At 72.5% G+C, this 12,661-nt stretch carries 15 protein-coding genes; 7 read left to right on the forward strand and 8 right to left on the reverse strand.

Annotation, left to right across the window (positions count from 1 at the left end):
- Positions 1 to 63: 63 nt before the first annotated feature.
- Positions 64 to 1,248: a styrene monooxygenase/indole monooxygenase family protein gene (locus OU416_RS25615; RefSeq protein ID WP_270929566.1), complete on the forward strand. Its 1,185-nt coding sequence runs from the start codon at positions 64 to 66 to the stop codon at positions 1,246 to 1,248.
- 39 nt (positions 1,249 to 1,287) lie between these two features.
- Here the strand turns inward: OU416_RS25615 and OU416_RS25620 are convergent, their stop codons facing one another.
- The 4 genes from OU416_RS25620 to OU416_RS25635 all read right to left on the reverse strand — a co-directional run bounded on the left by OU416_RS25620 (position 1,288) and on the right by OU416_RS25635 (position 4,511).
- Entirely contained in the window at positions 1,288 to 1,638 is a 351-nt protein-coding gene (locus OU416_RS25620; RefSeq protein ID WP_270929567.1) for a hypothetical protein, read from the reverse strand.
- Positions 1,639 to 1,705: 67 nt separating this feature from the next.
- Positions 1,706 to 2,926 carry a cytochrome P450 gene (locus OU416_RS25625; protein WP_270929568.1) on the reverse strand — a complete coding sequence of 407 codons (1,221 nt, stop codon included), beginning with the start codon at positions 2,924 to 2,926 and terminating at the stop codon, positions 1,706 to 1,708.
- 17 nt (positions 2,927 to 2,943) lie between these two features.
- Positions 2,944 to 4,299, reverse strand: a complete 1,356-nt coding sequence (locus tag OU416_RS25630) for an NAD(P)/FAD-dependent oxidoreductase (protein WP_270929720.1) — start codon at positions 4,297 to 4,299, stop codon at positions 2,944 to 2,946.
- The gene (locus tag OU416_RS25635; protein WP_270929569.1) at positions 4,299 to 4,511 is read right to left on the reverse strand and encodes a ferredoxin; all 213 of its coding nucleotides are present in this window, start codon (positions 4,509 to 4,511) and stop codon (positions 4,299 to 4,301) included. The genes OU416_RS25630 and OU416_RS25635 overlap by 1 nt, the downstream gene beginning before the upstream one ends.
- 233 nt (positions 4,512 to 4,744) lie before the next feature.
- Here OU416_RS25635 and OU416_RS25640 point away from each other — a divergent pair, with 233 nt between their 5' ends.
- The 3 genes from OU416_RS25640 to OU416_RS25650 all read left to right on the forward strand — a co-directional run bounded on the left by OU416_RS25640 (position 4,745) and on the right by OU416_RS25650 (position 7,435).
- Entirely contained in the window at positions 4,745 to 6,232 is a 1,488-nt protein-coding gene (locus OU416_RS25640) for a bifunctional phosphatase PAP2/diacylglycerol kinase family protein (protein WP_270929570.1), read from the forward strand.
- Between the two features lie 62 nt (positions 6,233 to 6,294).
- The gene (locus tag OU416_RS25645; RefSeq protein ID WP_270929571.1) at positions 6,295 to 6,561 is read left to right on the forward strand and encodes a hypothetical protein; all 267 of its coding nucleotides are present in this window, start codon (positions 6,295 to 6,297) and stop codon (positions 6,559 to 6,561) included.
- Positions 6,562 to 6,727: 166 nt separating this feature from the next.
- Complete coding sequence (locus tag OU416_RS25650) at positions 6,728 to 7,435, forward strand: class I SAM-dependent methyltransferase (protein WP_270929572.1); 708 nt, start codon at positions 6,728 to 6,730, stop codon at positions 7,433 to 7,435.
- Here OU416_RS25650 and OU416_RS25655 read toward each other — a convergent pair.
- On the reverse strand, positions 7,428 to 8,225 hold the full coding sequence (locus tag OU416_RS25655) for a GNAT family N-acetyltransferase (RefSeq protein WP_270929573.1): 798 nt from the start codon (positions 8,223 to 8,225) through the stop codon (positions 7,428 to 7,430). The genes OU416_RS25650 and OU416_RS25655 overlap by 8 nt on opposite strands.
- Positions 8,226 to 8,303: 78 nt before the next feature.
- Positions 8,304 to 8,819, reverse strand: a complete 516-nt coding sequence (locus OU416_RS25660; protein ID WP_270929574.1) for a hypothetical protein — start codon at positions 8,817 to 8,819, stop codon at positions 8,304 to 8,306.
- Positions 8,820 to 8,903: 84 nt separating this feature from the next.
- Between OU416_RS25660 and OU416_RS25665 the strand changes: the two genes are divergently transcribed.
- A complete protein-coding gene (locus tag OU416_RS25665) occupies positions 8,904 to 9,221 on the forward strand; it encodes an ArsR/SmtB family transcription factor (RefSeq protein WP_270929575.1) in 318 nt (105 codons plus the stop codon).
- Positions 9,218 to 9,631: an SRPBCC domain-containing protein gene (locus OU416_RS25670; protein ID WP_270929576.1), complete on the forward strand. Its 414-nt coding sequence runs from the start codon at positions 9,218 to 9,220 to the stop codon at positions 9,629 to 9,631. Before OU416_RS25665 ends, OU416_RS25670 begins: the two co-directional genes overlap by 4 nt.
- Here the strand turns inward: OU416_RS25670 and OU416_RS25675 are convergent.
- Positions 9,628 to 10,311: a haloacid dehalogenase type II gene (locus OU416_RS25675; RefSeq protein ID WP_270929577.1), complete on the reverse strand. Its 684-nt coding sequence runs from the start codon at positions 10,309 to 10,311 to the stop codon at positions 9,628 to 9,630. The two genes, OU416_RS25670 and OU416_RS25675, sit on opposite strands and share 4 nt — an antisense overlap.
- A gap of 75 nt (positions 10,312 to 10,386) precedes the next feature.
- Here OU416_RS25675 and OU416_RS25680 point away from each other — a divergent pair, with 75 nt between their 5' ends.
- Entirely contained in the window at positions 10,387 to 10,923 is a 537-nt protein-coding gene (locus OU416_RS25680; protein WP_270929578.1) for a CGNR zinc finger domain-containing protein, read from the forward strand.
- Positions 10,924 to 11,161: 238 nt separating this feature from the next.
- Here OU416_RS25680 and OU416_RS25685 read toward each other — a convergent pair whose 3' ends face one another.
- Positions 11,162 to 12,658: an MFS transporter gene (locus OU416_RS25685; RefSeq protein ID WP_270929579.1), complete on the reverse strand. Its 1,497-nt coding sequence runs from the start codon at positions 12,656 to 12,658 to the stop codon at positions 11,162 to 11,164.
- Positions 12,659 to 12,661: the final 3 nt, after the last annotated feature.

A 12,661-nucleotide genomic window follows, 5' to 3' on the forward strand; every position in this document is an offset into this window, starting at 1 on the left:
CGGCGACCGCACCGACCACCGCGGACGGACCGAAGCGTGGTCGCCGCCGCCTGAGGAGGCAGCATGACCAGGAACATCGCGATCGTCGGCGGTGGAGTCGCCGGACTGCTGGCCGGACATCTCCTGCAGCGCGACGGGCATCGGGTGACGTTGCTGTCCGAACAGCGCCCGGACGACCTCCGCAACGGCCCGATCACCTCCACGCAGTGCGTCTTCGGCCCCCGGTTGCGCCCCGAGCGCGGCGCCGGTCTGGCGTTCTGGGACGACACCGCACCGGTGATCGCGAACGGCCGGCTATCGGTGTGGCTGGACGAGCAGTGCGTGCTGGACTGGTCGGACGCCCTGCTCGACTCCCCGGCGCAGTCCGTGGACCACCGCATGAAGCTGGCCACCTGGATGGAAGCCCTCAGCGACGCGGACGGAGCGTCCGTGCACTACCGGACCGTCGACGAGAGCGCCCTCGACGCGCTCACCGCCGAACACGACCTGGTGCTGGTGGCCACCGGCCGCGGCCGCGGGCTCTTCCGGCGGAACGGCGAGCTGTCGCAGCACACCGAGCCGCAGCGCCAGATCGCCGCGGTCTACCTGCGGGTTCCGGAGCGCACCAGCGTCATCGACACGATCCGCTGGTCCATCGTGCCCGGTGCCGGTGAGCTGCTCGTGCTGCCCGCGCTGACCTTCACCGGTCCCTGCCACGCGGTGGTCGTCGAAGCGCTGCCGGGCGGACCGTGGGACGTCTGGCGCGACCGCCCGCAGTCCGCTGAGCTGTGGAAGCGGATTCGCGAGCTGCTGCGCGACGTCCCGCGCGAACACGAGGCCCTCGCCGGCACGACGCTGACCGACGACCGCGCCGCGCTGTCCGGCGCGATCACTCCCACCGTGCGTCATCCCGTCGCCGTGCTGCCGTCCGGTCGCGCGGTGCTCGGCCTGGGCGACGCGGTCGTGACCAACGATCCGCTGACCGCGTCGGGAGCGAACTCCGCGGTGACCGCCGCCGCCATGCACGCGGCGGCGATCACCGAGCACACCGGAGCGTTCGACGCGGACTGGATGCGGCGAACGCACGACGCGTGGTGGAACGCGCCGGGCGGCGGCCGCGACGCCACCGCGGTCGCCAACACGCTGCTCAATCCCCCACCGCAACTGCTGGAACGCCTGCTGGTCTCGGCGAACGACCACGCGTTCCTGCGGAAGTTCACCGGCATCATCGAAACCACCGAAGACACCGACTGGCTCCTGAGCACCTGAAGCCGGGGCTCGCTCCACCTGTTCTCGAGCCGATGCGCGTCAGTCGCCTTGGGACCAGGCGGCCACCGGGAGGGAGAGGTAGACGCCGAAGTCGCTCAGACCCGTCGCCTCCTCGATGCCTTCGTGCAGGGCGTCCACGCGCTCCTGGCGGTTGGACGCGCGGCTCTCGAACCACTTCGAGCGAACCTCGACCACGAAGTCCAGGCCGCTGCGGTCGAAGGGGCCGAGCTGCCGGAAGCGCAGCTCCACGTCGCCGGGCTGGAGATTCCGGTCGTAGGGCTCTTCGGGGCACTCCACCGCGAGCGAAACCAGGTGCGGCAGCGCATCACCCAGCTGGTGGAGGGTTTCCTCGGACACATCGGGCGAGTGGACGACCTCGATCAACGGCACGGAATCCAGCCTACCCGCCGGGCCACCCGGCGCCCACCCGCGGACCGGGCGTCCTCTGTGGACACCGCTAGGCGTCGATCCGCCCGGTGATCTCCAGGTGGCGGGGGCCGCGGAGCACCGGGCTCGGCCGGTACGGCGGCGGGTCCTCCGGCAGCTGCGGATCGGTCGTCCTGCTGACGAGTTCGGTCAAGGCGACCTGGGTCTCCAGGCGGGCCAGCGGCGCTCCGAAGCAGGCGTGGATGCCGAAGCCGAAGCCCAGGTGCTGGTTGTCCTCGCGGGCCGGGTCGAAGGTGCCCGGATCGGTGAAGCGCCGCGGGTCGCGGTTGCCCGAGGCCAGCAGCAACCACACCGGGGTGCCCTTCGGGATCACGGTGCCCGCGACGTCCAGATCGGTCAGCGCGGTGCGCTGCGGGAGGAACTGCACCGGCGGCTCGTAGCGCAGCAGCTCCTCCACCAGCAGGGGCGCCGTCGACGGGTTCTCGCGCAGCCGCCTCAGCTCCTCCGGGTGGCGCAGCAGGGTGAGCACGCCGTTGGCGATCAGGTTGACGGTGGTCTCGTGCCCGGCGATCAGCAGCAGCACGGCGTTGGTGACCATCTCCGCCAGCGACATCCGCCCCTCCGGGCCCTCGTCGGTGACCCACGCGGAGAGCATGTCCTCGCCGGGGTGGCGGCGGTGCTGCTCGATCAGCTCGGCCAGGTACTGCCCGAGCTCGAAGCGGCTGTGCTGCGCGGCGCGCCGCTCCGCCACCGGCAGCGCCGGGTTCAGCCCGGCGACCACGCCGTCGACCATCACGCGGAAGCGCGGCTCGTCCTCCGGCGGCACGCCCAGGAGCTGGCAGATCACCGCTACCGGCAGCGGGTAGGCGAAGTCGTCGACGACGTCGAACCGATCGCGGCTCGCGAGCCCGTCGAGCAGGTCGGTGACGATCGCGGTGAGCTCGCCGTGCATGTCGTGGATGCGGTGCGGGCTGTGCGGCGGGCCGAACGGCCGCATCGCCAAGCGGCGCAGGCGGTCGTGCTCGGGCGGGTCCAGGCGGATGAAGCTGGGCGGCAGCGTCGACTCCTCCTCCTCGCCCAGCAGCGAGTTGGCGCCCGGCGCGAGGTTGCGGCTGTCGGAGCTGATCCGCGAGTCCTGGAGCAGGTCGCGGATCTCCCAGTAGGTGGTGACCAGGTGCACTCCGCTCTCGTCGCGGATCACCGGGGTCCGGCGGAGTTCGGCGTAGATCGGGTAGGGATCGGGGCGCGCGGCCTGGTCGGCGATCCGCTGCACCGGGCTGGTCGAGGTCATGCGGGGCCTCCCGTCGATCAGGCTCGGGCCGGGGTGAACACGACGCGCTTGTCGTTGGGCGAGTGGCCGGTCAGGGTGACGGTGGGCCCGTGGCTGGGCAGCGCCGGGTCCGGGAACCGGGCCGGGACCGGGCGCTCGCCGCGCCTGCCGGGCAGCTCGGGCGGGAACGGCGCGGCCTGCTCGATCAGCCGCCGGTAGCCGCCCATCCACTTCCCGTGGTCGAAGCCGACCGCGGCGATCACCCGGCCCTGGTGGCCGTAGGCGGCGGCGAAGCGGTGGTCGACGAGCGAGCCCTGGGTCACCACGACCTCCTCGCCCATCGTCGGTGCGCCGACCGACTTGATGTTCACGGCGAACTGCGCCGACCAGAACGACGGCGTCCACAGGTGCGGTCGCCGCCGGGAATCGGCGCTGATCATGTTGTGCGCGGCGATCTCGGCCTGCGCCACGGCGTTGCCCCAGTGCTCCAGCGAGAGGAACTGGTAGCCGAACAGCGGGTGCGGAGTCCGGGCGACGTCGCCCGCGGCGAACACGTCGTCGGTGACGATGCCGTGGACGTCGAAGGCCCGGCAGCCGGCATCGCAGGCGACGCCGCGCGGCCCCGCCGCCAGCCCGGAACCCTCCAGCCACCTGGTGTTGCGCACCGCACCGAGCGCCACCACGGCGATGTCGGCGTCCAGCGCGGAACCGTCGGAGAGGTGGGCGCGCCTGAGCCGCCCTCCGGCATCGCCCTCCAGCGACGTCACCATCACGCCGCAGCGCAGGTCGACCCCGTGCTCCCGCTGCAACTGCGCGGCGACGTCGCCGACCACGCCGCCGAGCGCGCCCACCAGCGGGGCTGCGCCGCGCTCGGCGACGGTGACGGCGAAGCCGCGTTCCCGGCACGCCGAAGCGATCTCCGAACCGGTGAACCCGGCGCCGATGATCAGCACCCGCTTCGGGCGCCGCGCCAGCAGCCGGCCCAGACGCGCGGCGTCCTCCCGGGTGCGCAGCACGCACACCCCGTCCAGGGCGGCTTCGGACTCGTTGGGCCAGGGCCGCGAGCGCACGCCGGTGGCGATCAGCAGCCGGTCGTACTCGATCCCGGAACCATCGGCCAGCTGCACCCGCCTGCGATCGCGGTCCAGCCCGGCGGCGGCGATGCCGAGCCGCCACTCCGCGTCGATCTCGCGCGTGCGGGGCAGCGCGGTGTGCTCCGGCAGCACCTGCCCCAGCAGGACCTGCTTGGACAGCGGCGGCCGGTCGTAGGGCTCGTGCGGCTCGTCCCCGACCAGCGTGAGCGTGCCGGCGAAGCCCGCCTCGCGCAGGTGCTCAGCGGCGCGCAACCCGGCGAGCGAAGCACCGACGATCACGATGCGGCCGTCGCGCATCATCACCGCTCGCCCCTCGGCACCTCGACGCGGTCCACCAGGATCGCCTGAACCGGGCAGGCGGCCGCGGCCCGCAGCACGTCGTCCCGACGCGCCTCGTCGACGTTCGGCTGGTAGAGCAGCGCCTCCTCACCGTGCAACCGGAACACCTCCGGGGCCAGGAAGGCGCACTGCGCATAGGCCTGGCACCGGTTGAGATCGACGTTGATCCGCATCTGACCTCGCCCCCTCGAAGTCGGGCTGCCCCCATGCTGACCGACCCCCGGCATGACCACCAGCGCGCTGATGTGGGCGACTTTCCCACCACGCAGCCATTTCCACCGTGAACTTCCAGCAGCAGCTGTGACCACAATGGACTGAGCCGAGGTTCAGGCCGGTGTGGTCCGTGAGTGCTTTGGGGTGCTGTGGCGCCCCGAAACGCTCACGGGGACGGTCCTAGCATGTGGGCATGTTCAAGGCTCTCGGCACGGCCCGCAGGCGCGTCTCCTCCGCTGATCGCCATCTCGTGCACCGGTGCGCCGGGCTGCCCAGGAGCGTCGTCGATCCCGGGCTGCGCAAGCTCAGCCGGTTGGCGAACCACAGCAAGTTGTGGTTCGCGCTGGCCGGTGGGCTCGCCGCGCGCAAGGGGCCGACGCGCCGGGCTGCGTTGCGCGGCGTGGCCGCCATCGGGGCTACCAGCGCCGTGACGAACCTGCTGGCCAAGCAGCTGCTGCCGAGGCGTCGGCCGGCCAGCGACCTGCTGCCGCTGCACCGGCGGCTGGTGCCGCGACCGGTCTCCTCGTCGTTCCCGTCCGGGCACGCCGCCTCCGCGGCGGCGTTCGCGACCGCGGTCTGCATGGAGTCGCCGCTGCTGGGTGCGGCCGTGGTGCCGATCGCGGCGGCGGTCGCCTACTCGCGCGTGCACGTCGGGGTGCACTGGCCCACCGACGTGGCGTTCGGGGCCGCGATCGGCTGCACCGTCGGGCTCGCCACCCGCAGGTGGTGGCCGGTGCGCCCGGCCGCTCCCGGGCTGGCCCGGCCGAGCGAGCACGTCGCCGCGCTGACCGACGGCAACGGGCTCGCGCTGCTGGTCAACGCCTCGTCCGGCGACGCCGACCACGACCCGTCCGCCCTGCTCGCCGACCTGTGGCCCGCGGCCAAGGTCCTGCACCCGGATCCCGGCGCCGACCTGGTCGGACAACTGCACCGCGAACTCGACGCGGCAGGGGGTTCCGTGCGCGCGCTGGCCGTGGCGGGCGGCGACGGCACCGTGGCGGCCGCCGCCTCCGCAGCCGCCGTCCGCGGGCTGCCGCTGGCCGTGATCCCCGCGGGCACGCTGAACCACTTCGCCCGCGACCTGGGCGTGGCCAGCGCGCAGGACTCGGCCCGCGCGCTGGCCGCCGGTTCCGCGGTGCAGGTCGACCTGGGTGCGGTCGGCGTCGACGACCGGCCCGACCTGTGGTTCGTCAACACCGCCAGCCTGGGCGGCTATCCCGACATGGTCCGGCTGCGGGAGAAGTGGGAGCCGCGCTGGGGGAAGTGGCCCGCCGCGGCCGCCGCGCTGGTGCGCGTCCTCGCCGAGGCCGAACCGATCGAGGTCCGCATCGACGGTGCCCACCGCAAGATCTGGCTGCTGTTCGCGGGCGCCAACGGCTACCAGCCGAAGGGCTTCGCCCCCACCTGGCGCCCGCGCCTGGACGACGGCATCCTCGACGTCCGCTACGTCCGCGCCGACCTCCCCCTGTCCCGCACCCGCTTCGCCTTCGCGGCGCTGACCGGCGCGCTGTTCAACAGCCGCACCTACGTCCAGCAGGAGCGGAAGTCGGTGCACGTCGAGGTGCTCGGCGAGCCGGTGGCGCTGGCCTGCGACGGCGAGGTCGTCCCGCCGGGACGCACCTTCAGCTTCACCTCCCGCGACGAAGCGCTGCGCGTGTACCGCCCGGAGAACGCGGGCTGATCGCGTCACGGAGCGACCACCGCAGCGTCACACGAGCAGCTGACCACACGAGGAGGGATGCCGTGACCGCCGATGACGTCCTGCGCACCCGAGTCCGCAGCACCATCACCGCGCTCATCGTCAAACCGGACAGCATCGAGGCCCAAGCCCTGATCATCGACCTCGGCAAGGCCACCGACCGCGCCGCGGACCTGCTCACCGCCTCGAACCCGAAAGCGCTGGCCGCGCTCCGCCGAGCGCTCGCCTTCGCGGCCGCGGATCAACCGGAGGAATGCACGACCGAGCTGGTCGCGGCCCACCACCACCTCAGCGGACTGCCCCGCCACTGATCGCCGTCGCGGCGGCGCAATCCTTCGCGCCGAGGTCCGGGGTACTCCTGATGCGTGATGGCGTGGTGGGCGCGGAGCTGGTGCACTTCGGTATCGGGGTCCGCCGCGGGGCTCCGGCGCGGACAACGTCGTCCGGGTCCGATCGGACGAGCAGGAGGACGACGCCATGGGTTCAGCGGGAACGTCGTGGGGACGACCGGAGCTGACCACGAACGCCACCTTCCGGGAGCACCGGGAGCAGCTGGCGCGGCAGGACACCAGCGGGGTGTTCCGCTACATCTTCGAGCAGAACCTCTGGGGCAGCGCGGAATCGGTGTCCGGGGCGGGTTCGGAGAGCTCCGCCACCGCGCACATCCGCGCCGAGATCCCCGCGCTGCTGCGCAGGTGGGGCGTGCGATCGGTCGCGGACGTGCCGTGCGGCGACTTCGGCTGGCTGTCGACGACCGATCTCGGCGTGGCGAGCTACTTCGGCGCCGACATCGTGCCGGAGCTCGTCGAGCACAACCGCCGCCACCACGCCGCAGGCGACCGGCGCTTCGAAGTCCTGGACCTCACCCGCGACCGGCTCCCCGCCGCGGATCTGGTGCTGTGCCGGGACTGCCTGGTGCACCTCGGTTTCGAGCAGATCCGGGCGGCGCTGCGCAACATCCGCGACAGCGGCGTGCAGTACCTGCTGACCACCACGTTCCCGGAGCTGGCGGTCAACGTCGACGTCGAGACCGGCGACTGGCGCCCGCTGAACTTCCAGCTCGCCCCGTTCGCCTTCCCCGAACCGCTGGAGGTGATCACCGAAGGCTGCCGGGAGGGCGACGGCCACTACGCGGACAAGGCGCTCGCGCTGTGGCGCGTCGCCGACCTCCCGCAGCTCAGCTGACGGCGTGCTCGGCGAAGTGCCCGCAGACCTGGAAACCCAGGCGGCGGTACACCGGTTCTCCGTCGGCTGAGGCTTGCAGCACCGCAGTGCGGTGGTCGCGGTCGCGGGCGGCGTGCAGCACCGCCAGGGTCATGGCCCCGCCGTAGCCGCGGCGGCGGTGGGTGGTCAGCGTGCAGATGTTGTAGACGCCCGCGACTCCCGCGTGCAGGAACACCTCGGCCGAGCAGACCGGCTGCCCGTCCGCGTAGCCGACCAAGTAGCGGGACGGGCAGTCCTCGGCCAGCGCCCGGTCCGCGGTGCGCGCGAAGAAGTCGAGGACGGTTCCGGCAGGCGGGTCCCAGTTCGCCGCGAGCACCCGGGCGTAGTCGGCCAGTTCCCCGGGCGTGGTCGCCGTGCGGATCTCGAGCCCGGCGACCGCGGGCCGGGGCAGGCTGTCGTCGAGTTCGGCCCACATCGCCGTTTCCCGCTCCGATTCGGGCAGACCGGCCGCCGACAGGCGGGCGCCCAGGTCCGCCGGGGCCGAGGCCGGGCCGACCCACCAGGAGAAGCGGCGGCCGGTGGCGGCGAGCATCCGGGCTGTCTGGTCGATGCGGGCCGCGGCGGTGTCCGGGGTGAAGCGGGCCGTCGCGACGATGTTGAACGTGTCGTCGTCCAGGCCGCTGTCGGCCACCAGCAGGTCGTCGGTCCGCGTGACCGTCGCGCCCGGCAGGGCGCGGTGCAGGTGGCAGGCGTGCTCGGCCAGGTTCCGCTCCATGCGGTCGAGCAGGTCGTTCTCACCCAGCGTGCTCACCTGACGAATCCCACCACAGTCCGGCTGGTGGCGCATCCGAATTTCCACCGTCCACTGTGGTTCATCGGCCGAACCGCCTCAGCTCCCCGGCGAGATCGTGCTGACCCAGCGGCCGCGCACCTCCCAGGTGCCGCCGTCGGCCGTGGCGCCGCGCAGCCCGTCGAGATCCGTTGCGAGCGCGGTCATCCTGGAGTCCTGCAAGGAAGCGAAGGCGATCGTGCGGGACGGCTCCCACGTCGTGCTGTGCCGCAGCCTCCGGGCCAGCTGCGCGAAGCCGAGCGGTGCGGCCGCCACCACCCACGCGTCCGGAGCACCAGCGGCCATCCGGTTCGCCGGGCGCAGCCACGAGGCGGCCACTTCCGGCCAATCCACTGTGGCCAGCACGGTTCCGCCGAGACCTCGCCAGGCAGCGGAGAACGCCTCCGCTGCCGCCCGGGAGGCATCATCGCGACTGCGGCCGACGGTGACGGCGCTCGACCGCGGCAGCAGGTCGATGACCGCGGCGAGCTCGGCCGCGGAGTGCGGAGCGGGCTCGGCGAACTCGCCGAGCCACGCCAGTTCGGCGGTGTTGATCAGTGGTGACCTCGTGCGCACGGTCCCACCCTGACAGGCGGCGACCACCTCGGCTGGCGGGTTCCGGACCTTGCCCTTATTTTCCACTTCTGGCATATTCTCTGCATGTCAGCCTTCGGAGCACTCGCACAGCCGGTCCGGCGGCAGATCATGGACCTGCTGCTGGAGCGCCCCCGGCCGGTCGGCGAGATAGCCGAGCGGCTCGACCTGTCGCAGCCCGCCGCGTCCAAGCACCTCCGGGCGCTGCGCGAGACCGGGCTCGTGCGGGTGCGTGTGGACGCCCAGCGCCGCTGGTACGAACTGCGGCCCGAGGCGCTCAGCGAGATCGACGACTGGCTGGCGCCCTACCGGGCGTTGTGGTCGGACCGGCTCGACGCTCTCGAACGACACCTGGACTCCGACGACAAGGACCCGAACCAGTGACCGAATCGCTCACCACCGAGAACGGCCGCCAGGTGCTGCGCTTGGAGCGCAAGCTCGCGCACCCGCCGGCGAAGGTGTGGCGCGCGCTCACCGAACCCGCGCAGCTGAGCCAGTGGTACCCGCTGACCTGCACCGGGATCGACCTGCGGGTCGGCGGCGCGATCAGCTTCGACGACGGCGAGGGCACCACCTACTCGGGCGCCGTCACCGAGCTCGTCCCGGAGCGCGTGTTCGCGTTCAGCGAGGAGAGCGACCTGCTGCACGTCGAGCTCCGCCCCGACGGCCCGGGCACGCTGCTGGTCTTCACGCACACCTTCGACGACCCCGAGATGGGTCCGGCGACCGCGAAGGGCTGGCGCAACTGCCTGGCCGAACTGGCCGACTCGCTCGATCGATCCACAAAGGACTAGTCGGCAGTCAGCTCGTCGACCAGTTCGGACAGTGCGCTGAACTGCCAGTCGAAGGCGTCGGTGCTCGTCGGCGGATCGCCCACCGGCCGGTGCACGTAGGCGGTCCGCATGCCCGTCGCCCGGGCGCCGCGGAGGTCCCATGCGTGCGCGGCCACCATGAGGATGCGCTCCGGCGGGCATCCCGCGCTGTCGATGGCGAGCTGGTAGACCTCCGGCGCGGGCTTGTACGCCGAGGCGGTTTCGCCGGACAAGGCCTGGTGCCAGCGCAATCCGGCGTGCGCGTTGAGCCGCAGCAGAGCGGCGCGGCTCGCGTTGGAGAGGCCGAGCACGGGGAAGCGCCGGGCCAGCCGTTCGAGACCGGCGGCGGAGTCGTCCCAGGCGGGCAGCCGTTGCCCCGCCGTGGCGAGCCGCTCGATCGCCGACGGATCGGTGATCCCGGCGCGGTCGGCGACCCGGCGCGCCGCTTCCCGGTCGATGACCTCGGAGTTGGCGTACGCGCGGTCTCCTCGCGCGATGCGCTGCTGTTCGAGCTCGACGTGCCGCTGCCACCGGGCGATCAGCTCATCGACGTCGCCGTCGGGCGCCGCTTCGCGGATTCCCGTTCGGAGACCGCTGGTTTCGTCGACCATCGTCCCCAGGACGTCGAACACGACGACCTCGATATCACCGGCCTCGGCCATGCGGTCCTCCTCGTGTCACCGGTTCAACTGGTGACGAGGTTGCCATCGCCGCGCGTCACCGGTCAAGATGGTGACGTGGATTTCGCGTTCGTCAGCGGCAACCCCGCCCTGGACCTGGCGGGCACCGTGGGCTCCCGCCGGACCCGGCCCGTCGACGCCCTGACCGGCTCCGCGGACCTGGAGCGCTGGGTGGCCGAGTGCGACGGGCTCCCCGATCACGTCACCGCCGACGCCACGACGTTCGAGGCCGCCCTGCGCCTGCGGGAAGCGATCTACCGGCTCGCGCTCGACCGCGTTCTCGACCGCTCCTTCGACCCGAAGAGCCTGGAGATCCTCAACGACGCGGCCGCCGGAAGGCCCCCGACCATCCAGCTCAGCGACTCCGGGCTGCGCACGTCGGGCGACCTGCCCGCCGCGCTCGCCCAGATCGCACGCAGCGCCATCACCGTGCTCGCCGACGCCGACGCCCACCTCAAGGAGTGCGGGCGCGCCGACTGCACCCGGATCTACCTCGACCGCTCCCGCGGGGCCCGCCGCACCTGGTGCGGAATGGAGGAGTGCGGGAACCGCGTCAAGGCCGCCGCCTACCGAGCCCGAAAACGCTCGTCGTGAGCGCGCAACGGCGTTCCACCGCTGTTGCGCGCTCACGACCCCTACCCGCGCGAGGTGCGCTGCGCCCAGCGGGCCGCCCACGCGGCCAGCCCGAATGCGATAGCGGCCTCCACCAGCAACAACGTCCACATGACGACCTCCTAGTCGCGCCTTCGTCCTTCGCCTTCCATCGTGCGGAGGAGGCCGTTCGACAACCAGTGTCCCGATGGCCAATGTGCGCAAGGATCGGGCCAAGGTCTCAGCGCTCGTCGTAGCCCTCGTCGCCGATCGTCCCGATGTGCCGGAGCACGGTCGCCGACACGGCGGCCAGCACCAGGACTGCGATCCCGGTGACCAGGGTCGTCACGTTCAGCCCCGCGGTGAACGCTTCCTTCGCCTGGCCCAGCAGATCGCCCGGCAGCTCCGCGGCCCCCGCGAGGCCGTCCTCGACCCCGGCCAGCCCCGGCGGCAGGTCGGGCAGCCCGCTCCGGTAGATCACCGAGGTGAGGCTGCCGAGCACCGCGACGCCGACGGCCAGGCCCAGCTCCTGCACGGTCTCCGACATCGCCGCGGCCGAACCCGACTTCTCCGGCGGGGCCGCGCCGACGACCAGATCGGTGCCCAGCGCCGCGATCGCGCCCAAACCCAGGTACACCAGGCCGAAACCGCCCACCACCAAGCCGATGTCGCCCGGATCCGCGAGGGACAGCAGGAAGTAGCCCGCGGCGGACAGCGCGAGCGTCGCGGCGACGATCGCACCGGGCCGCACCCGCCGCGCGATCAGCGGGGACGCCAGCGCGGCCACGAACATCAGCAGCGCGGGCGGCCCCATCCACAGCCCGGCCGCGAACGGGGAGAGCTCTTCGACGAGCTGGAGGTACTGGGTGACCAGGAACATCACGCCACCGACGCCGACCAGCCCGAACAACAGGACGCCCAGCGCGGCGTTGAACGTGCGGCTGGTGAACAGCGACAGGTCCAGCAGCGGATCGGCCAGCGTGCGCTGCCGCCGCACGAACATCACCGCGAACACCGCACCGACCAGCAAGGACACCGCCGAGCCCAGGTCGAAGCCCGCCTTGGCGGTGTGCTTGACCGCGTAGACCAGCGGCAGGATCGCGGCCAGCGACAGCACCACGCTGCGCAGGTCCAGCCGGCCGCTGCCCGGCGCGCGGTACTCCGGGAGCACCAGCGGCGCGGTCAGCAGCAGGACGCCGACCGGCGGAACCGCGATCAGGAACGCCGAACCCCACCAGAAGTGGTCGAGCAGCACGCCGCCCACGAGCGGTCCGGCCGCCATGCCCAGCGCGAAGGTGGTCGCCCAGACGCCGATCGCCACCGCGCGCTGCCTGGCATCGGTGAACATGGTGCTGAGCAGCGACAACGTCGAGGGCATCAGGGTCGCCCCTGCGATGCCGAGGGCGGCCCGCGCGGCGATGAGCAGCTCGGCGCTGGTGGCGAACGCGGCCACCACCGAGACCGCGCCGAAGCAGGCGGCGCCGATCATCAGCAGCTTGCGCCTGCCGATCCGGTCGCCCAGCGTGCCCATGGTGATCAGCAGGCCGGCGATCAGGAACCCGTAGGCGTCCATGATCCACAGCGTCTGGGTGGCGGTCGGCTGCAGATCCGCCGACAGGGCGGGCAGCGCCAGGTACAGCACGCTGACGTCCAGACCGAGCAGCGCCGTGGGCAGCGCGAGGATCGCGAGCCCGGTCCATTCCCGCGCACCGGCGCGGTGCGCGACGGGGGTGTGCATGGT

The organism is Saccharopolyspora indica (assembly GCF_027853965.1).
Taxonomy (GTDB): Bacteria; Actinomycetota; Actinomycetes; order Mycobacteriales; family Pseudonocardiaceae; genus Saccharopolyspora; species Saccharopolyspora indica.

Excerpts from the sequence above, each read along its gene's own strand:
- OU416_RS25635 (WP_270929569.1), bottom strand. The coding sequence starts at position 4,511 with ATGCGGATCAACGTCGATCTCAACCGGTGCCAGGCCTATGCGCAGTGC.
- OU416_RS25650 (WP_270929572.1), top strand. The coding sequence starts at position 6,728 with ATGGGTTCAGCGGGAACGTCGTGGGGACGACCGGAGCTGACCACGAAC.
- OU416_RS25665 (WP_270929575.1), top strand. The coding sequence starts at position 8,904 with ATGTCAGCCTTCGGAGCACTCGCACAGCCGGTCCGGCGGCAGATCATG.
- OU416_RS25630 (WP_270929720.1), bottom strand. The coding sequence starts at position 4,299 with ATGATGCGCGACGGCCGCATCGTGATCGTCGGTGCTTCGCTCGCCGGG.
- OU416_RS25615 (WP_270929566.1), top strand. The coding sequence starts at position 64 with ATGACCAGGAACATCGCGATCGTCGGCGGTGGAGTCGCCGGACTGCTG.
- OU416_RS25685 (WP_270929579.1), bottom strand. The coding sequence starts at position 12,658 with ATGCACACCCCCGTCGCGCACCGCGCCGGTGCGCGGGAATGGACCGGG.
- OU416_RS25640 (WP_270929570.1), top strand. The coding sequence starts at position 4,745 with ATGTTCAAGGCTCTCGGCACGGCCCGCAGGCGCGTCTCCTCCGCTGAT.
- OU416_RS25675 (WP_270929577.1), bottom strand. The coding sequence starts at position 10,311 with ATGGCCGAGGCCGGTGATATCGAGGTCGTCGTGTTCGACGTCCTGGGG.
- OU416_RS25625 (WP_270929568.1), bottom strand. The coding sequence starts at position 2,926 with ATGACCTCGACCAGCCCGGTGCAGCGGATCGCCGACCAGGCCGCGCGC.